Origin of the sequence: Isoptericola sediminis, assembly GCF_013085345.1 — a bacterium.
Taxonomy (GTDB): Bacteria; Actinomycetota; Actinomycetes; order Actinomycetales; family Cellulomonadaceae; genus Isoptericola; species Isoptericola sediminis.
This window is the reverse complement of the sequence record NZ_JABFAJ010000012.1, coordinates 29,826-53,462: the sequence shown is the minus strand read 5'-3', so window position 1 is coordinate 53,462 and position 23,637 is coordinate 29,826. Positions and strand designations below refer to the sequence as shown.

Sequence of the window (23,637 nt, the reverse complement as noted above, 5' to 3'; positions counted from 1 at the left end):
TCCTCGGCGAAAGAATGGACGCCTATCCTCATCCATGGGCCCCGCTCCTGGTCGATCCACGTCAGTCATCGGCACAAGAGATGAAATCACGTCTGCCACCAGTTCATCCGTCCGCTTCCTGATACGACGAAGCTGCATGCGACGGGCACGACCAGATGACCCACGGAGCACATCCAGCGCACGTTCCAGGCGGTCAGCCTCCTCTGACCACCTCCGATTTCTGCCCGCCACCTCGGAGTTCGCGCCCGAACGCTCAATCTCGTCCCGGACGACCGCGATGGCCGCTCGTGCCCGCCCTTCAGTCGTTCTTTGCTTGGCCAATCGTCGGAGGCGCTCACGAGTCTCTTCGGAAACATTCCCGTCAATGGATTTGATCACTTTCGCGAGAGCTTCCGCGACCAGAGGACCGTACTTGACGAGAGCTTCGATTATCAGCTTTTTGCTCATCATTTTTGCCTGTCTGTCAGCATCGTCGTGTCTGGCGCGGGAGCACCGAAACGGCCCCACAGCATCGTCTCAGATTCCTCCTTGTCTTGCGGGTGATATCTGGTGTTCCGCAGCCCGGTCCAAAAGGCTGCCCGACCTACACAGGAACACGCACCGCTCGCTCGGGGTGCAGGAACAACAGCTCGGCCCGCACCGGCGCAGCGGTCGCGTCGGCGACGCATCGTGCGTAGGCAAGAAGCTGCGGCGCGTAGTAGATGCGCCGGCTCTCGTACGCCCCGGACGCCACCGCATCGGTCTTGTAGTCGACGACGACGAGCGTGCCGTCGTCCTCGGCGTAGATGAGGTCGACATAGCCCTCGAGCACGGCGCCATCGTCGTCCACAGTGCCGACGTACGTCTCGCGCCAGTGCCGACGCTCGGCGGCCTGGCGGACGAGGTCGCTGTCCAACGCAGCAAGCACGAGGTCGCTCATGAGGTCCTCGTGCCCGACGACGCCTTCGGCGACCGCCTGCGCCGCCACGGCATCGTCCAGCCCGTCACCCGTACTCAGATCGACGGCCTGCAGCACCCCGTGCACGGCGCGCCCGATCGCCGAGCCGTACCGCCCCTTCGACCAGGGCGGCAGCTCGAGGTTGCGTGCACCCTTGGCAAGCCCCTCGGCGACCTCGTCGCCGGGCGCCAGCACGACCGCCGGTTCGGTTCCTTCCAGTCCCGAGGCGCTGATGGCGGCGTCCCGCTCACTGCTTTCACGAGCCTGTGTGACCCCGGCGAGCCAATCCTCGTACGACGGCGGCACGACGGCGGGCTCCTCGGCTCGCTCCGCTGTGCCGGTCGTCTCCGCGGTCGCCGCGAACCGCGACTCCCCGAGGGTTCCTGCTCCGGCTCCGGCCAGTGTCGCAGCGGCGGTGTTCGCGTTACCGGTGCGGTGCAGCGAGACGACGAGGTGGTCGCGCGCCCGCGTCGCGGCGACGTAGAGCAGGCGTCGCTTCTCCAGGTCGTCCATCTGCTCGTCGATCGGTTGGGCGACGCTGAAGTCGTCGGTCTCGATGCCGCTGCGCAGTCGCACGGAGAAATCGCCGTCGTCGGGCCACAGCAACGACACCCCGCTGTTGCGCCGTCCTCTCGACGTGAGTCCGGAGAGCGCCACGAACCCGAACTCAAGTCCCTTGGCGGCGTGAATGGTCATGATGCGCACGGCGTCGACGTCGGTCTCGGGCAGCACGGCCTCGGCCACCCGTGTGGTCTCGGTGGCCTGGTGGGCCGCCCAGGCGAGGTAGGCGCGCAGCCCGCCGTGCGACACCTCGGCCCAGGCACGCGCCTGATCGACGACGAAGCGCAGCTGGCGCCACACGTCGCGGGCGCGGGGACTGCCGGCGGCGACCTCGAGCATGCGCCGTCCGGCCACGATGTCGCCGAGCACCTCCGACGGCGTGGCCCAGCGGGCGCGGCGCTGCAGGCCGCGCAGCCACTCCAGCGACGAACCGACCGGCCCGTCGGCGAGCTCGGCCGGCTCGTCGATCCGGGAATACAGCGAGATACGCCCACCGGCGTGTTTCCACCGCCACAGGTCGTCGTCGCCGCAGCCGAACAGCGGCGACCGCAACGCGGTCAGCAGGGACAGTTCGTCGCTGGGGTCCGCGACGGCGCGGGCGCACGCGAGCAGGTCGCGCACCTCGGCGGCCTCGTAGACCAGGGAGCTGGCCTCGGCCCGGTAGGGCACGCCGACAGCCTCCAGCGCCGCCTCGAGATGCGGCAACGACGTGCGCGCGGGGACCAGGACGGCGACGTCCCGTGGCCGCAGGGGATGCCACTCGTGGGTGTCCGGGTCGCAGACGGGCCAGCCGTCGTCGAGAGCCTGCCGGACCGTGGCGGCGACGTCGGCAGCCTCACGTTCGCGCAGCTCGTCGGCCTTGGGCTTGTCCTCGTGAGCCTCGGCACCGAGGACGACGACGCCGGGCAGGCCGGGCGCCTCGGCGGCCGGGGCGTCGGCAGCCCGGCGGTGGGTGGCCAGCGCCTCGTAGGTGGACTGCCTGCCCTCCTCCGGGGTGATGACCTGGTCGAACACCTCGTTGACCCAATTCAGCACGGTGTCGACACTGCGGAAGTTGGTGGTCAGGCTCACCTGCTCGCCCAAGTGCTGCGCAGCGTCGAGGTAGGTGGCGATGCTGGCGCGGCGGAACCGGTAGATGGACTGCTTGGCGTCGCCGACCACGAACACACGGCCCGGCGGGAGTTCGATGTCCTGCCATCGCGCCTGGTTCGCCCCTGCTCCCCCGGCGATGCGGCAGGCGAGCTCGATCTGGATGGGGTCGGTGTCCTGGAACTCGTCCAGCAGCAGCCGCGTGTAGGTGTGATGCAGCGCCTCGCGCGCCTCGGAACTCTGGCGCAGTAGACGGCGGGCCAGCACGAGCAGGTCGTGAAACTCGAGGCGCCCGTCACGCCGTCGATCCTCGGCGGCTTCCAGCACGTGTCTGGCAGTCCACCTGGTCAGACGCCGCACGGCATGGTTCAGCACACGCGCGTACTCGGACTCGGCGGCCCCAGCGACAACCTTGACGAGATCCCGAACCTCAGTGGTCGGACAGCCCCAGGACGACTTCTGCCCGACATTGCCCACCTTGATCGTGGGTAGGACGGTCAACGCTGCGATCCGTCCGCCGTCGTCCACCGCCGCACGCAACGTGTGCAAGGCCGTCTCCAGCTCGCCGAGTTTCGCGAGCAGCTTGTCCTCGGGGTTGCGGCAGAGGCTCCGCAGGGACAGGACCTGCTCAGCAAGCTCCTCGACTCGATCGGTGCGCACCACGAGCGGCACGTCCTCGACGACGTCCTCGTCCAAGACGCGGTCTTCGATGAGGTCCCAGTCGCCGCCCAACGCCCGGGCCAGAGCGCGCACGTCGTCGAGCCGGACCCCGCCGGCCATCGCCAACAGGAGGCCGGGCGCGATCTCGTCGTCGTCCAGGAGGGCGACCTGGAGCGCCGACCACTGCTCGCCAAATGCCACGGACGACCCGACCTCCTCGAGCACCTCGATAACAGGAGGCAAGCCGGCGGCGATCGCGTGCTCGGTGAGGATCCGCTGGGCGAAGGAGTGCAGGGTCCCGATCGCGGCGGCGTCGAGGTCGTCGAGCGCGGTGTCGGCACGCCGACGCAGCTCGGCCACGTCGACATCGGTGAGGCGCCGCCAGTCCGAGGACGGGTCGTCCGCGGAGCGCCCGACCGCCTCGAGCTCGACGCGCAGCCGGTCCCGCAGCTCGGCCCCGGCCTTCTCGGTGAAGGTGACGGCGGCGATCTCCCGCAGCGGGACGCCGTCGCGCAGCACCAGGGCGAGCACCCGACTTACCAGTGCCGTCGTCTTGCCGGACCCGGCCCCCGCGTTGACGACAAGAGTGCGGTCGGTGGCGTCGCGGATCAGGTCGCGGATGTCCTGATCGCCGAGCGTGGCTGTCACGCAGCGCCTCCGTCCGGGGCGATGAGCGACATCAGATCTGTGAGAGCCGGATCGTGCTGTTTGGCCTCCCACCGGCCACGGGCCGGGCCGTAGCCCACGGCGTCCGGGTTGCAGTACCAGCACTGGGTGTAGGCGTAGTCGTCTTTCTCCGGTGGTCGTTGCGGGAACAGCCCGGTGGCGATCGAACCGACCAGCACGCTGAGCGCGGCCGCGTAACGCTGCTCGAGGTCGGGCGTCAGCGGCAGCTCGATCCGTCCAGGATCCTTGCGCACGAACCAATAGCCGGCCTCGACACCGGCCGTGCCGTCGCCGACGGCGTCGCGCGCCGCCAACGCGTAGACGGGCAACTGCAGCTTGGTGCCGGCGACCAGCGGGTCGCCAGCCTCGATGGGCTTGAAGGCATCCCGCCTGCCGGTCTTGAGGTCGGTGACCAGCACGGTGCCGCCCGCGGCGCGGCTGACCATGTCGACGCTGCCGCGCAGGAGCACGCGTCCGGGAGTGCCGTCCGGGCGGGTCACCGGAACCTCAACGGCAGGGGCAGCGTCGTCGGCTCCGGTGCCGAAGGCGACTTCGCTGGCGACCGGGTGAGCGACACGCTCGGCGCGCCAGGCGTCGTCGGCGTCGAGCAGGGCGAGCAGGTCGGCGGCGATCCGCGTGCGTTCGTTCTCCCAGAGGCGGGGGTGGCCGGTCAGGCCGCGCTGCTCGGCGGACTGGCAGAGCTCCTGCCCGATCGCAGTCAGCCGGTCGCGGGCCGCCTGCGGCCAGGGCTCCCCCGGACCAGGCAACAAGCCGGCACCCAGGTGTTCGGTGATCAGCTGGTCCAGGACCTGGTGGATGATGTTGCCGATCTCGAGCGCGGTGATCGTGACGATCTCCTCGGGCAGGTCGATCGGCCGGACCTGGAGCAGTCGTTCCACGAAGTAGGCGTGCGGGCACCCGGCATAGTTCTCCAGCGTGGTGGGCGCGATCGGGTGCTCCCCGTCGGCGTGGTCCGGCAGTCCGGGCACGCCGGTCAGGTTGCCGTCGAACCGGGTCAGGTTCGGTGAGCGCCGCGCGCGCAACAAGGTCTGAGCGGCTGTGGCGACATCGTCGTGCAGGAAGCCGGCGCGCGCGGCCTGGGTTCGCCACTCGCTGCCGGTGGCGGGCCGTGGGGTGCGTAGCAGTTCGCCCGCGAAGGAGGCGGACTGGGCCATGCGGCCGCGGTAGTCGGCGTTCTCCCACGCAGTCGCCGCCAGGTCGGAGCTGTCGGCGAGCTCGCGCAGCGTATCGAGCAGCCAGCGGCTGGGCAGCCGGTGCCCGGACGAACGCAGGTCACCGCGCGGGAACGAGGCGACCACGTCCGGGGCGGCGACGAACGCCGCGAGCAGGTGCCGGTGCCGGGTCTTCAGTTCGTCGCGAGCCGTGCGAAGCGAGTCGACGGCGGTGCGGACCGACTCGGGCAGGAGAGCATCGAGGCGCGGCCTGCCCGGGTAGAGACCTTCGCTCAGGCCGACGACGACGGCGAGGTCCAGATCGAGTCCGACGGCGGCGGACACCGGCGCGACGAGCACGCCATCGCCGATGCTGCCGACGCGCGGGCGGGCGTGCTCCAGCTCGAGGTGCAGCGTCTCGATCAGCGCCTCGAGGGAGGCCGGTCCGTCGACGTCGTCGAGCACGGCGAGACCGCGCAGGATGCGGGTGCAGGCCGCGGCGGCGTGCTGCTCCTCGGGCGGGAGCCGGAGCAGGTCCTCGTCGGCGCCAAGGAGGGTGCGCAGCAGGTCCAGGGCCCACTCGGAGAGGCCTGCCCAGGTCTCCTCGGCGGCGCCGCGGGCGAGTTCGCCGTGCAGATGCCCGACGAATGCGCGCAGCGCGGTGGCGTCGTCGGCCTGACGGGTCGCGAACTCCGCCCGCGTGGAGCCTGCTTCCTGGCCCGCGGCGCGCTGCCGGGCGGACTCGATGAAGTACTCGAGGCGCGTGGACCAGTCGTCGCCGCCGATGATCCCGGCCTCGCGGGACAGGCGCTCCCAGCGTGCGACCGGGACCCGGTCCCCGTCCGGTGCGCGCACCGGGGCTCCGGCCAACGCGCGGAAGAGGTCGGCGCGCGGCATGTCTGCGGGCCCGAGGGCGAGGATCTCGGTCAGCGTGCGCGCGATGGCGCGGTCGACGACGGGCCGCACGCCGGGGCCGTTGACGCGGATACCCGCTGCCGTGAGCTGCTCGTGCAGCAGGCGGGCATACGGCTCACGGGCCGTATACAGGACGGCGATGCGCTCGGCCGGCGTGGTGCGCAACGCGGCGACGACCTCGCGGACGGCGGAGCGGATCTCGTCGTCAGAGTCCGAGGCGTTGGCAACGCGGGTTGCGGTGGCCGACGGCGTGTCGGTGTCGGGCTCGATGGCGACGACGTCGGTCCCCTCGGCGAGCGCCGCGATGAAGCGCTGCTGCGGGTTGCTCAGGTCCTGCGGCAGGTACAGCACGACGGGGTCGGTGACCACCGAGGCCCCAGCGGTGGCTGTGTCGAGCAGGTCACGGGTGTCGTACCAGTCGGGGGCGAGGCGCGCGGCGACCGCGAGGTGCAGGCGGACCAGGTCGCGGGTGACAGCCGGGCCGTCGGCGGCGAGGGCGTTCAGTTCGTGCTCGTCCAGATCGCGCAGCTCGCGGTGGGCGGCAACCAAGGCCTCGATCGTGGCGGTGTGGTCGGCGACCTCACCGAACAGGCCTGGTTCATCTGCCAGGGCTGCGCGCCAGGCAGTGGCGAGTACCGGCCCGGTGGCAGGACGCCGTGGTGTCAGCAATGAAGCGGCCAAGCGTTCGGCGAACCGGTCGATCGTGGTGACATCCAGGCCCGCGATCCCCGGCACCCGATCGCCGCCCCGCTGTTCGCGGCCATGCCGCGCCAGGTGCCGACGCGCCACCGTACCCGCGAGCTGGTTCGGTGCGATGAGCACCACCGACGCCATGGCGTCGTGCGCCTTGATCCTTGAGATCTCCTCACGCAGCCGGCTCAGCGCAGGCGCACCGTTCGCGACAGACACGACCTGCAACACGTCACCTCACCTCACATCCGTGGGGCCATGCAAGCACGGGCGAGCGACACACGCGGTGTTTTCGCGGGACAAACTGCCGATTTCACCCGACGGAAACGGGTCGATGCACATATGTCTCGCATACGCTCTGTAGACCACACCAACCAACAGGGAGCGTGACGCGACGGTGAGCGCGGAGTGGCACCAACCCGACCTGTTCGATGCGGCCCCGACGGACGATCCACCAGGTAGCGCCACATCTGATAGCACGCTGCACCGCGGCGGGCCCGCCTTGGTTGGACAAGGTGAACTCTTGCCGGTCGGCCCGGGTGACCTTTTCGACGAGGGTCCTGAATCTGTCGAGTGGGCGAGCCCCGCCACGACAACCCCTGTCGCGGATGCAGGGCCGTTGCCACTGCCCGAGCTCGGCATCATCGCCCGCCGGTTGATGAATGATCACGGGCTGAGTGACTGGACGTTCCGATGGGATCGCGCCGTCCGTCGTGCGGGTCTCACGCGGCACCGAGACCGCGTGATCTCACTCTCGACACCCTTGATGCGCCAATTCCCACGCGACGAGGCGACGAACACCATCCTTCATGAGATCGCGCACGCCCTCGTGGGTCCCACACACGGGCACGGCAAGGTGTGGAAGGCGAAGGCTGCTGAGATCGGTGCTCGTCCGGAACGGTGCTACGACTCCTCCATCGCTCGAGTCGAGGGAGACTGGACCGGGGAGTGCCCCGTCGGCCACACCCGCGACCTTCACCGCGCACCGAAGAATCTCAGGGTCTCGTGCGGAACGTGCTCACCCCGGCGCTTCGACGAGACGTACCTTCTCTCCTGGCGCTGGAGGGGCACCCCCATCCTCGAGCCCGGCACGACTGTCGATCTCAGGGGCGACCATGCATGGACGGGTCACGGGGGGTCGATCACACACGTCAAGGGCACTCGGTATGTCGTGAGATTCTCCGACGGGACAGCACTCCGCGTTCCGTTCCGGCTCGCTGCCCCGGTGGACGGTGAACGCACTCCTTGACAAGAAGTTGCGGGTGCCGGGTGCCGGCCCTGCGACCGACCATCTGACGCGGCAACACGGTCACGGGTACTGACCAGCGTCGATCGCCAGTACGTCGATCTGGTCGAGGAGCTCGGCGGGAACGGCGCGCACGTCCAGGGGCCACTGAACGACGTCGATCTCGGTGTTCAGTATCCGGTGGGTCGAGGCGCCCGCCCCTTCGGCTCGCGAGCCGGCATAGACGAGGTAGCCGCGCCTCAGTCCCAGTGCCGTGCAGTACGCGTGCATTTGATAGACGTCGGACGTCGGGTACCCGCCGTCCTCGGAGCCAAGCTTGTACTTGGCGTCAAAGACGATTCGTGGTTGCCGACCGGCAAAATGCACGATGTCGGGCTTGATACGTACGCGTTCACCCTCGTCGGCCCACGCCTGGTGCTGGGCGACGGTTCGGCCACGTGGACTCAAGCGGAACAGCGACTCTCGCAGAGCCGTCGTCGCGAAGTCCTCGAAGACCGTTGCCATGTCCACCACGAACGATGCGACAGGCATCCCCCCGACGGTCGACGACAGGCCGACAGACCGCAGCACCACCTCGGCAAGCTGCAGTGCGGGCTGATAGCGCAGATTCATGCGCGTCCGTCGCCATGCCGGCAGCGGTGCCCCGGGGACAAGCGGCGACACGCCATCCAGCCGACCGGAGAGGTGCCCGAGGCGTGAGTGCACACGGCGCGGCAGTCTGGGCACCAGCATCATCCGATTCAGCGCTGCTCTCAGAATCCGGTTCTCGGCGATGTCCGGCTCGTACTCGTCGTACGTCACCTCCAGCGGCAACAGCGCCCCGGGACGCCGGGCCGCCTGATCTGCAGCTCGGACGCGTCCCCGCAGAACACCGAGAGCGTCGTCACGGGTGACGTATCCCTGGAGCACACCCTGCATCAATCCTCGCTCGGCGAGCCTCGCCAGGGTCTCCCCGACGGCCGACCAGAGATCGTCCTCGACGAACCCATCGACCTCCCAGGGAAGGTAGCCCGGGTCACGGGCGTAGCCCAGCATGAACATCACCGAGGCGAAGGCCGCCTTGGGCCTCACGACGACCTCGAGTTCCCCGACGCGCACGGCACCGATGCGGTTCCGCCGCGGCAGGATTCGCCATCTGGTGGGTGTGTCCCTGCGCACCTCGACCAGCTCCGTGAGCGCCAGGGCAGTCGCAGCCGCGTCCTCCAACGGAAGGACGCCGCCACTCTGGTCGTTCTCCGGCAGTTCGACGCGCATTACCGCTCCGGAGGTAGTGCCGCTTCGTCCTCGGCCGAGACTGTCTCACTCATGTCCGCACGCGAGGCGACCCGACGACGCAGCGCCTCGAGGCCAAATGCCGCCTCCACCTCGTCGCGCGTCAGCCGACCGTAGTAGTGCTCCTCGAGAAGAGGCAGGATGTCATGCCGCCAGATCCGCTCCATACCAGGATCCGTGTCGGCATCGGGCCTCATCAGGTACGACGGCCCCACCTTGAAGTCGCGGTCCTCCTCGCCGATCTCGCGGTTGAGCGCCGCCAACAGTTCCGCGCGGTGGCCATCCCGCTGATTCGCCTCGAGCCAACGCGCAAGGAGCCCGTGCACAGGCTCGCCGTCCGGGTGCATCTCGATGAACGAGAACCGACGACGGATCGCCGCATCGACCAGGGCGATCGAACGGTCTGCCGTGTTCATCGTCCCGATGATGAACAGGTTCTTCGGCAACGAGAAGGGGCGGTCCGGAGAATACTGTAGATAGACGTTCTCGTCACGATACTCCAGCAGGAAGTACAGTTCGCCGAACACCTTGGCGACATTGCCGCGGTTGACCTCGTCGATGATCAAGACGTACGGGGCCCCAGGGTTGGCGGCAGCCTCCGAGGCGATCTCACGGAGCGGCCCCGGTACCTTGTCGAACGCCAGCCCGCCGTCCTCCCGGGCGCGAGGACGGAAGCCTTCGAAGAAGTCCTCATACGCATATGAGGGATGGAACTGCACGATGCGCACGGCCTCGTCACCGGCGACATGCTTTGCGATCCTTAAGGCGACATACGTCTTCCCCGTACCCGGAGGGCCATGAACGATCACCTGGTGTCGAGATTCGAGCAGGTCGATATACTCGTCCAGCCAGGACTTGTCCATGTGCAGACGCCAGGACAAATCCTCGGTGGCGCGACGAAGCGCCGGGGTCGTGGCCCCTGTCGGTGGTGGCACCTCACGAGCCTCAGGCTCGAGCTCGTCCGGCTCCTCGTCAAAGAGCTTGGCCAGGTCATTGACGGCTTCCGTCAGTTCCACCACGCTTCGCGCCGGCGCCGCAAGGAGGTTGGGCACCGGAGGCGGCAGAACATCGACGGCGACCGGATCGGGTTCCCACTGCACCGACCTGCGCAGCCGTGGCTCGTCATCGAAGAACTCTGCCGCGCCGGTGATGCGCCCGAGCCAGGCCTCGTCGTCGTGACGGGCAACGACGACGTCGCCCTCGCCCATCCTCGTGAGGAACGCGAAATAGTCTTCGGTGAGGCTCAGTCGCTGAGCGTAGTCGACGTGGTCGTAGCCTTCGGCGACCGCCTGCCGCACAACCTCCTTGTCGCTGCCGACTGCGACGTCCGGCAGGTGTGTACCGGCAAGCGAGACGAACTCCTCCAGTACCCACCGATTGATGAGCTCCCGCCCCGCTGGTCGCGTCCGAACGGCCCAGGCACGCTCGCCGGTCGTGGCGGCACGCCTCTGCCATGCCGAGAGATACGGCTCGTCGTAGAAGTTGATGTGACCGCCCTGCGCAGCCTCCAGACGTTCCCTGATGGCAAGGAGGTCATGGTCGATACTGGTGGGGTCGTCACCGGCCGTGGCGTCAAGTTCGTGAGCGAAGGCGTCCCGGATCTGCCGACGGTGACTGTCGTTGACCGAGGGCTCAAACGACCCGGGGAAGGCCAGGTAGAGCAGCGCATTGCGGATCGTCGGCACACCACCCGGCACCTGGGACACGACCGACCGAAAAGCCCACGGGTCACTCCGCGCCAGCTCGCGGGCGGCGGAGTCGAGGCCGGACCAGGTGATCACGAACTTGCTCAGCCAGACGATGTGCTTCCACGCACTCTGGCTATAGCCGATCCCACCGTGGAAGACGCCCCGGTTGCCGAGCCCTTCAGCGAGCTGCCGCGGGATCGATGGGGGGTCCGGGATCCAGGACAGGATCGTCTCGACGTGCTTGCGCTTCGTCGCCGGGTTGACATTCTCCAATGGGACTTCGCGCAAGTACGTCATCTCAGCGGCAAGAAGCTTGACGTCGCGATCGCGGCCCGCCAGCTGGTGCTCGAACTTCTCGTAGTAGGTACCGGACCCCTCGTCGAGGTTGTCCTCGATCGAGGCGCGGAGCTTCTCGGCGTTCTCAGCCGTCCAGATCACACGGAACGGGTCCACGACGGACCTCTGGTCGCCGAGCATGTGATCGAGCACGACACGACCGGCCTCAGCCGTCTCAACGACGTGCGATGGCAGTTCAGACATGTCAGCCCTCCGTTCCAGCACTCCTGGCCAGGTGGCGCGGCCCTTGTCCTGGCGGCGGATCGAGAATCGTCTGGTACTCGGTGCCCGTGTCGATGGCATGCTGCATCGCGTCGTAGACCTCGAGAATCAGGCGCTTGGTGCGGTACTCACCATAGGCAGCCTCGTCCTTGCGTCGCACGATGGGGAACGTCTCCATGATGTAGTCAACATCGTCGCGCTCGACGCCATAGAGATGGAATGTGGCAGCATCAATCTCTGCTCGAAGCAGATCGCGGCGTTCAGGAAGCCAGTCAAACGGCGCGCCACCATCGCCGAAACCGACCGCTGCAGAAGTCATCGAGAATGACGTGTAGGTCAGTTCCAGAGATCTGGCGGCATACCAGTCCTTGCCGCCGGCCTGCGAAGTCGCGAATCGCCTTGGCGCCGGCACGGGCATCTGCGCCATGTGAAAGAAGTTGAAGTTTGTTCCGCCGACTTTTTGTCGAGCGACATAGTCGACAACAAACGAAGCAACTGACATTGTAAGCAACCAAGCGTCGCTTCGGTCTGTCAGAATTGCATTCGCCGAATCGCCGAGCCCTGCGCGTGGGAATCCGAAAGAGATGAGAGTGCGCTCATCCGTAGCTCGGCATATCTTTCGCCAGCCCGTGATCAGGTCTGCATTCGATGCCGCAGCAGCATCAACATTAGATTGCCCGACCCAATATCGAGGCATTGCCGCGAATTCTGGATTTCGCTTCTGCGAAACTCCCACTTCATGGATCGACCCATCGGCTTCGTACGTCGCCCAGCGATCGTCGAAATGGTGCAGCATCTTTGACTCATAGAGGGGGAGATAGCGATCCTGAGCGTCATCCGCTGCGTGCGTCTCCGCACCGACCTCGGGTCGGACGAAGACGTTGCCCTGAAGGATCCATCCCTCGGATTCCAACTCGTCGCGAGTGCGGAAGAGACCCGAGTCGGAGGTCATGTTGAACAGGCCCTGCATGAACGAGACATCCCAGGGGTTCCCGCCGGGGTCCCCGGCGGCCACCTTCTTCTCGTCGACCAGAACGGGCACTCGCTCATAAATTCCGAGAGTGATCTCGGCGTCACGACGCGTGCGGAAGATCGGCAACGTCCCCGTATTCGGGTTCAGAAGGATGATCTCCTCTGGCGTCAGCACGAATCGTCGAGACTCGATGTCGCGCGGATCGTGCAAGAAGAACGCGAACGCCGCGGCACGGGCAGGAAGGTCGCGCCCATTCATGGTCAGGAGGCAGAACTTGAAGCTACGGTGCACACCGTCAAAGATCGGCGCAGCGTTCTCGAAGTCGTAGAGCGCCGCGATCTCCTTGGTCTCTACGAGATCGCGAAAGAAGTGCTGGGTCGTCGAATCCGTGGCGATTCCGGTCGGGACGATGACGCCCGTCTGCCCCTGGGACGCCGTCAAGGTTCGGAAGAGCTCTGCAAACACCGAGTCTGTCTTCACCCGACCTCGACCTGTCAACGGGTAAAGTCCTGATCCTGCCGCGAATGATCTCAGCACATTAATGCGGCGTCTGTCCGCACGATACTGACGGTCAAGGGGCGGATCGTCGACCGCTAGTGCCGAGATCATCTTCTTGCGTTTCGATCCCGTGGCCGCTGCGATTTCCGGATCGCGAGCCGCGAAGTATTCCTGTTCTTTCAGCTCGATGTGTTCCCAGGGCGGGTTCCCGAGCATGCAGTCGAACCCACCGGCCCAGCCTGCGGGCCCGACAATGCCCGTAGAGCGCTCGAAGACCTCGGGGAACTCAAGATGCCAGTGGAAGTACCGGTATTCCGCGGCCAATCTCTCCACCCGAGCACGTGTTGTCGCAAGGCCCGCCCCCTCAGGGTCAGACTCCAGGCGGCGCAGGACCGCCGATGTCGGCGCATGTCCCGCGTCTTCCGTCGTCACCAGGGGCCAGGCGAATGCTGCCGCCCACGCATCGGCGTGCACCTTGCGCCGAATGTACCGAGCGGATTCGGTGTACTCGCGCCACTGCCGCCGTTGCTGCCGTACCGCGGCCGCGTCGTCGTACAGCTCGACGAAGGCCTCTCGTTCGCCCGCGAGGCTGGTCGTGTTCCCGTCTCCGAGGTCGAGTTCGAGCATGTCCTGACCACCACTGGCCGTCCCCCGCTCAGCGCGATTCCGCTTGAAGACTGCACCGGCGACCTTCTTGTCGTCACCCTCGAGTGGCTTGAACGCGTCGTCCGGCACGCCAGAGGCGAGCAGCGTCGGTGTCGCGCTGAGCAGAGAGTTCCCCACGCGGATCCGCGCGTCCAGGAAGCCGAGCGCCTTGCCGGGTTCGATGGCCTCCAGCCACAGCGACACCTTGGCGAGCTCCGCGGCGAGTGGGTTCATGTCGACGCCATAGACGCAACGGCCCACCACGTCACGCAGGGCGTGGCGGACGTCGTCGGGCGTCGGTTCATCTTCGCCCGAGCGCAGGGCGGCCACGCGGCGGGCGATACGTCGCGCTGCCGCGACGAGGAAGTGCCCGGAACCACAAGCCGGGTCACACACGGTCAACGCCAGGAGACGCCGTTCGGCCTCGACCGCGTCACCGGCGCCACGAACAGCGCCGTCGATGACCGGATCGAGAGCCGAGTCGAGCAGCGCCGAGACCAGCGCGGACGGTGTGTAGTACGAGCCTGTGGTCTTGCGTTCGTTTCCGCTGAGCGTGGCAAGACTGAACCTATGCTCCTCGACCGACACGTGAGGCACGAGCTCCAGCAGCGCCTCGTAGACGCTGCCGAGCTCTTCCGCGTCCAGGTTCCGGTAGTCGACGGGCTGAACACGTTCCTGCCCGGCGGCGATCCACGCCAGATCCCGCACGGCTTCGAGGAACGCCTCGTTGTCCAGCTCAGAAGCCAGGAGCGGCTCCCCCTGGCCCTCCTCCGGATCGAACAGTCCGCCGAGCGCCGGCAGTCCGAGCGCCGGTTCGCCGTCACCGCCGAGACCGCGCAGGACCAGACGCTGAGCCTGCCAGAGATCCGCATAGGCGGGACTGCCGTGCCGCGCGCGGGCTTGGCGGCGCAACCGCTGCGTGGACAGGTAGTCGCGGTAGCGGGTGCGCGCCGCTTCATCAGCCGACGGGTCCAGGAGCACGCCGCGATCCTCGGTGACGAAGAGAAAGATCAGGCGGTACACGAGCCGAAGCAGGTGCCGGTGATAGCCGGCAGCAGCGAGCCGTCCGTTGCGAAGCTCCTCACGCAGGCGAGTGTTGTCAGGATGCGCGAGAAAGCCGGTCCCCAGATGGCCGATGGCCTGCTCAACACCGGCCCGCAGCCGATTGAGCGCGCGCGCCCCGGCCCGGACGGCATCGGATCGCCACTTCTCCAGCCAGCAGTCCGCCGGCGAGGCCTCGTCCCCGCCGGGAGGGATTTCCAGCCGGGACACGTGGCACGTCTGCCAGAGCAGCAGGAACTCGGAGAAGAGCTCGCCGTCGAAGATCGCCTCCAAGTCGAACTCGACGAACGCCGACCCGGCGAGAGCGGTCGAATCACGGAGGAGCCGGAGTCGGTGGCCGTTGGACAGGATCGCCCAGAGGTGGTCGTCCGACCGGTTGAGCAGCTCCTGGACCATCGCCTGCGGAGAGCGAGTCGCTCCCTGCACTCCAGGGTTTCGGCGATCGAGGTCGACGCCGGGGCCGAGGAGATGCATGGGCAGGTGCTGCCATGCGTGAGAGATCGGGTAAGCGTCGTCGGTGCCCTCGACCCGGATCCCGCCGGTCGTCGTCGGCACGCGGCCGTAGCCCAGCTCGGCGAGCAGCACGAGGAGCCACCGATCACGGGCAAGCGCCGCGCTCGTGCTGTCGTACCCCGCGGGTTCCTTGGCCTGTGCGGTACGCCATGCCTCCCAGGCCCCGGTGAGGTAGGACCAGGATCGGTTCGCGGCGTCACGGATGCTCTCCCTGCCGACCAGATGGTAGGAGGACGGCTGGCGCGATGCGGCTGTTCCGATCTCATCGGCCTGAATACGTTGGAAGAGCGTCGACGGGACGATGCCACCCTCGACGCGAATGGCGTGCAGGGCACTCATGCGACACCTCCGGGCAGGTAGATGAACAGCCCGAGCACGTCCACGGGGAGCTGGGGCTCGACCGCCAGCCCCCGAACGCCCAAGCCGCCCGCCGCCTCGCGGCCTCGTGCAGCCCGTCGGACACGGCTGTGGGCCTCGCGGATCTCCGCCGCCACGTGCATCGCCTCGGCCTCGAGTCGGTCCTGCAACGGCGGGAGCGCCGCTACGACGTTCCGGACCAGCATCTCGGCGCGGTCCTTGGGTGTGTTCGCCGACGGCTGTGCCGCCATGAGCTCCTGAACCTGCTGTTCATCGAGCCATACCGCATCGTTCGGAGTCCCCTGGAAGGCCATGAGCCGAGCCTCTTCGGCGACATCGGTGCGTGTTCCGTGCCGCCCCGGAAGTGTGACGTGCACGCGGACACGCACCAGCAGGAGCACGGTCATCGCGCTGACGTCAGCGGTCGTGATCACACCGGCACGACGTGCCGGCCGCTCGGGTTCGGGAACACGGCGGTCCAGTGCACCATCGAGCACGAACCGCGCCAACGCCTCGACCCTTTGGTCGGTCCGGGCGAGGACTGCCGCACCGCGTGGGGCCGGCAGGTCGTACGCCCACAGCAGGTCACGATCGACGCGGAGCCGATCACGAAGCGTGCTGGGCACCGAGTGGGACGCGAGGACGAGCCCGTGGTCCGTCCTCGTCACCGACCCTCCGATCTCGGCGAGTGCGGTGCTCACGAAAGCCGCGACGTCGTCAGGGCGTCCGAGACGTGATCGTGCCTCCTCGATCTCGCGGGCGACTTCGTCCGGCCGGATCGTGGCCTGCGCGTACCGCGTGCGGGAAACCTTCTCCTGCTCGGCCGCCGACGACCATGCGTCGTCGAACTCGCGTGCCTCGGGGACGAGGCCGATGTCGAGCTCCAGCTGCTCGTACTCGCCGCCCCGCAACAGCACCCCCTCGAGCAAGGCGTTCAGGACGCGGTCATTGGCTTCGTTCGGTACTGGGACGCTGATCCCGAGGTCCTTGCGAATCTGGGCATGTTTGCGCAGGAGGACGTCCAGCACGACGCCGTCGATGCCGTTCTCCTCACCGTAGAGCGTGACGGCGTAGACGACCTCGGCCTCCTGGCCGAAACGGTCGACGCGGCCCTCTCGCTGCTCGTGGCGCGTCGGGTTCCACGCCAGGTCGTAGTGGACAACCGCCTGGAAGCCGTCCTGGAGGTTGACGCCCTCGGAGAGGCAGTCGGTGGCGACGAGGATGTGGGGAGATCCCTCGGAAGCGTCGAGCAGTCCGCCGACCCGCGCGGCACGGTCGTCCGGCGCGAGCTCGCCGGTGACCACCTCGACCTCGACCCTCTTGAAGGTTTGCCGCAGTTGGCGAGCCACATAGTGCGCTGTCGGGATGTAGCGACAGAAGACGATGGGCGAGACGCCGTCTCGCATGAGTCCGCGTACCTGCTTGACGAGTGCCGCGAGCTTCGCATCCTCCGCCGGGTCCAGCGCGTGCGAACGTTCCGCCAGATCAGCGAGAACTCGGGCCTCGGGAGAGGCGAGGTCGGCGTCAGGGACGGCACCCGGCGCGGCGTCGTCCGACTCGCTCGAGTCGTCCTCGACCAAGTCGAGAACGGCCTCGCGGCCCAGGGAGTTCGCGCCCTCGGCATCGGCAGCCGACACGGTGGCCGAACGGGTCATCAAGGTCGCCGTGAGCGCCGCCGGGGACGAGGCTGCCGATCGCAGGAGCGCGAGTCCTGACCACCAGCGGACGCGCTGCTGCAGCTTCGTGCCCGAGCGGTCCTGCACCTGACCCCTCACGTACGCGACGACGTCGTCCAGCAACGCGCGGAAGGCCGGCGACAGTCGGTACCCGACCTCCCGGCTCCGTCGGTCGCTGGGGAACGTGGTGTCTTCGTCGAGATACCCGCGCACGTCGGCTCGGCGCCGCTGCACGAGATGGCGAGCGACGCGCGCACGGGCACCGTCCGAGCGGAGGTCCAGATCCGTCAAGGCTGGGTCGAGCAAACCGAGCATGTTGCGGAATGCGGCCTCGCTTCCGGAGTGGGGCGTGGCCGTGACGAGAACAAGGTTCCGCTCGGTGTCCTTGGCGAGATCCTGCAGCAGGCGGTAGCGCTGGGTCCGACCCCCGCCGGCCCGTCCGGCGTCATCCACCACGCACGTGTGCGCCTCGTCGACGATCACCAGATCGAGTGCCGTTCGGAGGAACTCGTCGCGACGCCGGTCGCTCTTGATGTAGTCGGTCGAGACGATGGTGACCGGGTAGCGTTCGAAGATCGACTCGTCGTGGGCGAGGCCGCGTTGGAGGCGAGTGACGGTGGACGCGAGGACGAGTTCGGCGTCGAGAGCAAACTTCTCGCGCAGCTCGGCCTGCCACTGCTCGGCAAGACTCGGAGGGCACAGAACGGTCAGTCCTCTCACCTGGCCCTGGGCGAGCAACTCACTGGCGACAAGTCCCGCTTCGATGGTCTTGCCGATGCCCACGTCGTCGGCGATCAGGAGTCGCGTCGTCTCCTGCCGTAACGCCATCAGGAGCGGGACGAACTGGTACGGCCGCGGGTCGACGGCAAGCCGCGCCAGCGAGCGGAAGGGACCACCGGTGGACCGAAACCCGACGCGCAGGGCATCGCGGAGCAGGTTCGCAGAACGGTGATCACCCAGGTCGTCCGCTTGCGGCGGTGAGAACGTTGCCGACTCCACGTCTTCGATGCGCGGAAGCACCCCGGCCACGTCGGCGTCGCCGCCAGCCAGCGGTCGGAGCACCAGGAAGTCCTCGGTGCTCTCGGGAAGCACGACCCATTCCCGGCCACGCGCTCGCACCAGAGTGCCGGAGGCAAAAGACGCCATCAGGTACTGCTCCCAAACGTCGAGGGGTTCGCGGCGACGACCTTCCTGAGGTCGTCACCGACTGAGATACGGATGACATGAGTCCCACCGAACACCAGCGGTGTGATGTCTCGCGGGTCACCGTCGGGCGTATCGACGATGACCACGGCGTTCTGCGCCGGATATGCCATGTCCACTGGGCAACCGGCGACCGTCGTATCGACCTCGGCCGGCAACCGAAGGCCGCGCTCCTCGAGCAAGGCGAAGAGCTCGGCAACGACTCCGGACCCTCTTTCCACGACAACGGCCCGCGGCTCGGACTCGGGAGCATCCTCGTGGGGCCCCTCCTGACCAGAGTCGTCGGACGAGGGCGGAGCGTCCGGACGCGTCGTCGATCGCGCCAAACGTCGAAGGGCAGCAACCGCGAGCCGACGATCGATGCTTTCGTGATCGCCCTGGTTCCCGTAAGTCAGGAGGCACCGGTAGCACCCGGCAACGCACGAGTTTCCGTCCTCCTCGCCGGTGTCCGGGTCGACATGGATGATGCCGAGTGCCCGGCGTGCGACGCTCGCCAGCGCCGACGGCTCAGCATGAAGTCGTCGTAGGACGCCGGCGCCCCCTTCACTCGCCTCGATGAGAAGGAACCGGCCCTGTCCGTCACTATCCTCCAGCCGTTCGCTCGACAGCTCAGAGTCCTCGAGCTGGTACGCCGCCTCGATCCCCCGCTCCACCGCGTACCTGAGCGTCGTCGCCTCGTCATCAGTGACGGGATCGGTCCAGCGCAGGACGGCGATGTTGCGCCGATCCTCGACGTACGGGACGACTCGCTCCTTGCGCTTGACGTCCTCCGCGACGATGGTTTCGCCGTCGTCGTCCACCGGCTGATCGAGCTCACTGGCTTTCTTCTCGGAGAGCCAGTTGCCCTTGACGGTGTCGATCCAGAATCCGGGGGCGCTTCCGGGGCTCCGCCGCCGCGGACCGGTGTTCGTCACGCGGAGTTCTGCGGCATCGCCGTAACGGACCTCCACCACGGGGACGCCGCTCTCCTCAGCGATCGCATGGACACTGGCCGGGGCCGTTCCCCGTGGCCGGAACCGATACGTCGTCACCATGTCGAAGCCGAGGCGCTGACGTTCCTCCTCGTCGGCGCTGATCCTGTCACGCCGGCGGGTCACAACGGTCTGCATCAGCATCAGGTTGTTGAGCCCGTGCTTGAGCGGAGCGTGGCAGTTCTCGCAGACGTCGGTTCCGACCTGGCGATCATGATGGTAGGAACACGCGCTACAGATCCTGACGGCGGAAAGCGTGACCCCGCCTGCGTTGCCCGAGGTGCTCGCATCGCCGACAGGGTCTCGAGGGAGGTTGACGCGGGTGACTTGATACCGGGCGCCCTCGTGGTACACGAGCGCATTGGGCCCGAACTCTCGCAGCGCGAGGAAGCGGGGTCTTTGCAGCCAGGTTGCGCCGGCGCCGCGGATTCCCGGGACGTACGCCGCGAGCGGAAGGCGGGGGAACGAATAACCCGGGAGAAACCCCTCGGAGGCGAAGTACCGGTAGGGGTAGTAGTCCCCTTGGCCGAAGGTGTCGGCTTCGTTGAGGAGGAGCTCTCGCTGCCGACTCGCCTCACGCTGACGCATCTCCGCGTTCTGCCGCTCCTTCTTCGGCAGAGACACGTTCGTGAGCTGACCGTAGGCGGTGTCCATCTCCTGGCGCACGGTCTTGTCCAGCATGCGCCATCGGTCGCACGCTCGGTCGAAGGCTGCTGAAGCGCCGGCGACGACATCGTCCAACCACTCCGGGCTCCACCAGGGTGCGGCCTCCAGCTCGTGCGCGAGCGGGTCGAGGACCGCGTGCGCGGCGGCGCGTGCCTGTGCGGGAAGGCCAGGGTCGTCGAATGCCGACTTCAGCTCGGGAAGCAAGGGGTAGTCGGACGATCCGACGTCGACGACCTCCTTCATCGAGCGGCCCAACGCCGCCGGGGTGCAGGCGAGCCAGATGGAGTGGACGTGAGAACGCACGAGGTCTTCGTTCGCGAGGTCGATGCGGGGCGGCATGACCCGACCGGAAACCATCTGGTCGCTCCGGGCGAAGTAGTACGAGTCGTGGGCGTTTCCGCTCGCACAGTAGGTCACGACGAGAGCGGGCTGACCGGATCGCCCGGCACGACCAGACCGCTGCGCGTAGTTCGCGGGCGTCGGTGGCACGTTGCGCATACCGACCGTGTTGAGCGACGCGATGTCCACGCCGAGCTCCATCGTCGGCGAGCAGTACAGGAGCTTGAGCTCACCGCTGCGGAAGTTCCTCTCACGCTCCTGGCGCACTTCGGCCCGAACCTGGGCCGTGTGCTCGCGGGCCACCAGACCGGACAGCTGGCGACCCGCATCTTTGTACAGGTCTCGGAAGAACGGGACGACACGCGGCGCGGTCTCGGCCGAATGGACGCGCCGGACGGGGTCCGGGGCGCCGCTCTCGCCGTCGGATGCAAAGAGGCGGATCTGGTGAACCTTGAGGCGGAACCCCTTGTTGCCGTGATCGCGAACCTCCGTGAGCATGCCGTTGTCTGCGAGCACACCGACGAGCGAATGGAGGACGTCGGTCAGGGTGACGGAATCGAGGTCGCCGACGTCAGGAAACTTCCGGGCGAGCCACCGGCCGTACGACGCACGAGGTGTCAGGGCCAGCGCGTTGCGGGGACCGCCCTTGCTCTGCGGCTCCAGTGTTGCGATGCCGAGATACGGCGTGCTCTCCCGATCCCCGATGGTCCACACGCCGGTGAGATGCTCTCGGCTCAGGGTCTGCAGACGTTCAACGTTCTCCTGCGAGAAGACGTCGGTGTCGATCGCCAGCACGCGACGGAACTCGTCCAGGAGCACCTCGACGAGTTCGTAGCGCTGCTCCGGGTCCAGGTTCTTCAGGAGCGCGTGTGAGCCCTCCCAGCGATCCCCTGCCTCGCAGAGCCGTCTGGCGATCGGGTAGTGCACCCGGATCAACCCGGTCTGCTCAAGGTTGGGGAGTGTGACCCGCCATCCGCGCTTGAGGTCTTCCATACCGCGGAAGGCAACCACCCGACGGAGGGCGGCATCAGCCTGCGAGGTGTCGAACGCATCGGGCATCTGCGCATAGTGCTTGGCGTCGAGGCCCAGGAACTTCGTCAGCTGGGATCCGAAGTCGAGCGGATCGACCCCGCTGTCACCGGCCTCGCACGCAGCCGCGTACAGCGCGGAGCGGAGCTGTCCGACGAGGGCGAAGTCGTTGACATGCCCGGCCTGCAGGCTTGCATCCTGGCGGTTGTCCACGAAGGTGAGAAGTTTGCGCACCTCAGGATCCAAGTCGGGATCCGCATCGAGTGACCGCACGATACTCGTCGACAGCACCGTCATAGCACTCGACCGTCCCTCGACGTCGAGGGCGGCGATCTTCGTGTTCTCACTGGTGCGAGGCTGGTTGTAGCTCACGCCGCACCGCATGCAGAACAGAAGGCCACCGGGAATCCAGGACGCCTGTACCCCGAACTCTGCGGGGTCCTCACCCTGGGACAAGGCGGCAGAGGCGGAACCGTCATGTGCGACGTACACGGGTTGGGGCACCCGGTCGCGACGAGACTTTCGCACTCGAACCCCGGAGGCAGTCTCCTCCAGCCAGGTATCGGGGAGGCGGTCTATCGGGTCCGCGGGCCAGGGGTCGTTGCTGTCGACGAAGAGATAGCCGTCTTTGGTCTTGCCCTCGCCTGACTCCAGCGCGATCCTCGTGCGTGCGAGGAACACGCCCTTGGCCTCGTCGTAGCGGACCATGAGGTACTCCTGCCCGCATTCCCGGCAGAAGGCCAACGGGTACAGGCGACGCTCCGGCTTCGGTGCGAAGAGCTGGTACTCGTGGAGAATCTCGCGCTCAGATTCGGGCTCTGCGGTGACGTAGACGGAAGCGCCCTTGGAGATGAACTGGTGCAGCCGGAACGCGAACAACGGCCGGTTGTTCCGCGGGTCTCGCACTCGCGACCCGGCCAGCAGAGTAGCCCGAATAGCGATCTCACAAGCCTTGTGATCACGGTTGGTGACCGTCGCGAGCATCTCGGATGCCCTCTCCACCGTGGTCGGTGGTGTCCGCACGAGAATGCCGGAGCCGGGCTCCGACGTGATGCCGAAGGTGTCCTCGATCCAACTTGCGAGAGGGTCCTCGGCGAGTGCGCCATATCCGTTCGTGAGGACCGGATCGGCAGCTTCGGCGTCCCCGCGCGCGTCGACGGCTACCGCAAGCGCCTGAGGCGCAGGACTGCGATCAGAGGTCGCCCGCACCAGACTTTCCGTGATGACACGATCTGACGCGACATCGGTACCGAAGATGCGCGAAGCGACCTCGGCGACCTCGCGGCGCTGTTCACCCACCGTGTCGGCCGTTGACATCGTGGCTGACGTGCCGACGCATTGGAGAGCGTTGCCGGCTTCGGTCGCCTCGCGAACTCGACGCACCAGAAGTGCGACATCTGCTCCCTGTCGACCGCGGTACGTGTGGAGCTCGTCGAGGACGAGGAACTGCAGGCCCCGTGCGGCGGTGACCAGCCGGTCGCGCTCCTTTGGCCGGACGAGGACGTACTCCAGCATCACGTAGTTCGTCAGAAGGATGTCAGGCGGGTTGTCGAGGATCGCTTGACGCTCGGCGGGGCTCTCCTGACCTGTGTAGCGGGCGAACGTGACTGGTTCGTTCCCCTCCCCAAACCCGTCACGAAGGAACTTCCCCAGTTCCTCCTGCTGGCTGTTGGCGAGCGCGTTCATCGGATACACGACGATCGCCTGGACACCTCGCCCCGAACCGCGCCGCAGCACATGGTCGACGATCGGAACGATGTAGGCGAGGGACTTGCCGGAGCCGGTGCCCGTGGTGAGGACATACGAGTCACCAGTCCGTGCGGCTTCGATCGCTCCCCTCTGGTGCTGGTGGAACACGATCGGCGGCGCGCTGCCGGCATTCGCAGCCTTGCCGACCCGGAAGACCTCCGCGTTCTTCGGGTGAAGAGTTCCGGCTGCTACAAGATCATCAGCCGAGCCACCGGACTCGAACGCAGGGTTGAGGGACAGCCACGGATCCGGCCACTGGGCCCCCCGGGTCGCCTGCTCCCGGACGGAGGACCGGACCCTATCGTCGCGGATATCGACGAACCCCTCGGTGAACCTCCGGTAGTCGTCGATCAGTGTTTGGTGAACCTTGAAAGCGTCCAATGCCCCCGCCGTTCCTCGGCCACCAGCGGCTGACCTGGTGCCGACATCATGCTTGTGACCTGGGCCAACACTATCAGCGTCATGTCTGGCCAAGCCCCGAAATCGCCGAGCCGCGAGCTCC

Annotated in this window: 8 protein-coding genes and 1 pseudogene; 1 reads left to right on the top strand and 8 read right to left on the bottom strand. The window is 67.3% G+C overall.

Annotated features, from left to right (window positions below):
• Nucleotides 1-583 precede the first annotated feature (583 nt).
• From HLI28_RS16040 to HLI28_RS07135, 3 genes and pseudogenes are all read right to left on the bottom strand, one after another.
• Entirely contained in the window at nt 584-1,339 is a 756-nt protein-coding gene (locus HLI28_RS16040) for a PD-(D/E)XK nuclease family protein (protein WP_425483385.1), read from the bottom strand.
• Nucleotides 1,340-1,381: 42 nt separating this feature from the next.
• A pseudogene (locus HLI28_RS07140) lies at nt 1,382-3,895 on the bottom strand (UvrD-helicase domain-containing protein); the annotation flags it as partial.
• The gene (locus HLI28_RS07135) at nt 3,892-6,909 is read right to left on the bottom strand and encodes a PD-(D/E)XK nuclease family protein (protein WP_343035713.1); all 3,018 of its coding nucleotides are present in this window, start codon (nt 6,907-6,909) and stop codon (nt 3,892-3,894) included. The pseudogene HLI28_RS07140 and the gene HLI28_RS07135, both read right to left, overlap by 4 nt.
• 439 nt (nt 6,910-7,348) lie before the next feature.
• On the opposite strand from HLI28_RS07135, the gene HLI28_RS16035 reads away from it, so the two are divergent.
• The gene (locus tag HLI28_RS16035) at nt 7,349-7,939 is read left to right on the top strand and encodes a SprT-like domain-containing protein (protein ID WP_425483384.1); all 591 of its coding nucleotides are present in this window, start codon (nt 7,349-7,351) and stop codon (nt 7,937-7,939) included.
• Nucleotides 7,940-7,999: 60 nt separating this feature from the next.
• On the opposite strand, the gene HLI28_RS07125 is transcribed toward HLI28_RS16035, so the two are convergent.
• The 5 genes from HLI28_RS07125 to HLI28_RS07105 are packed head-to-tail and all read right to left on the bottom strand — an operon-like array spanning nt 8,000 to nt 23,516.
• Nucleotides 8,000-9,190 (bottom strand): McrC family protein, encoded by a 1,191-nt coding sequence (locus tag HLI28_RS07125; protein ID WP_171246822.1) that lies wholly within the window; start codon nt 9,188-9,190, stop codon nt 8,000-8,002.
• The gene (locus HLI28_RS07120; protein ID WP_171246821.1) at nt 9,190-11,436 is read right to left on the bottom strand and encodes an McrB family protein; all 2,247 of its coding nucleotides are present in this window, start codon (nt 11,434-11,436) and stop codon (nt 9,190-9,192) included. Before HLI28_RS07120 ends, HLI28_RS07125 begins: the two co-directional genes overlap by 1 nt.
• Nucleotide 11,437: 1 nt before the next feature.
• A complete protein-coding gene (locus HLI28_RS07115; protein ID WP_171246820.1) occupies nt 11,438-15,484 on the bottom strand; it encodes an Eco57I restriction-modification methylase domain-containing protein in 4,047 nt (1,348 codons plus the stop codon).
• On the bottom strand, nt 15,481-18,324 hold the full coding sequence (locus HLI28_RS07110) for a helicase-related protein (RefSeq protein ID WP_171246819.1): 2,844 nt from the start codon (nt 18,322-18,324) through the stop codon (nt 15,481-15,483). Before HLI28_RS07110 ends, HLI28_RS07115 begins: the two co-directional genes overlap by 4 nt.
• Complete coding sequence (locus HLI28_RS07105; protein ID WP_171246818.1) at nt 18,324-23,516, bottom strand: DEAD/DEAH box helicase; 5,193 nt, start codon at nt 23,514-23,516, stop codon at nt 18,324-18,326. The genes HLI28_RS07110 and HLI28_RS07105 overlap by 1 nt, the downstream gene beginning before the upstream one ends.
• Nucleotides 23,517-23,637: the final 121 nt, after the last annotated feature.

What these genes read in the sequence shown, in the direction of transcription:
- HLI28_RS07120 (WP_171246821.1), bottom strand. Translation starts at nt 11,436, where the DNA reads ATGTCTGAACTGCCATCGCACGTCGTTGAGACGGCTGAGGCCGGTCGT.
- HLI28_RS07110 (WP_171246819.1), bottom strand. Translation starts at nt 18,324, where the DNA reads ATGGCGTCTTTTGCCTCCGGCACTCTGGTGCGAGCGCGTGGCCGGGAA.
- HLI28_RS07115 (WP_171246820.1), bottom strand. Translation starts at nt 15,484, where the DNA reads ATGAGTGCCCTGCACGCCATTCGCGTCGAGGGTGGCATCGTCCCGTCG.
- HLI28_RS16035 (WP_425483384.1), top strand. Translation starts at nt 7,349, where the DNA reads ATGAATGATCACGGGCTGAGTGACTGGACGTTCCGATGGGATCGCGCC.
- HLI28_RS07125 (WP_171246822.1), bottom strand. Translation starts at nt 9,190, where the DNA reads ATGCGCGTCGAACTGCCGGAGAACGACCAGAGTGGCGGCGTCCTTCCG.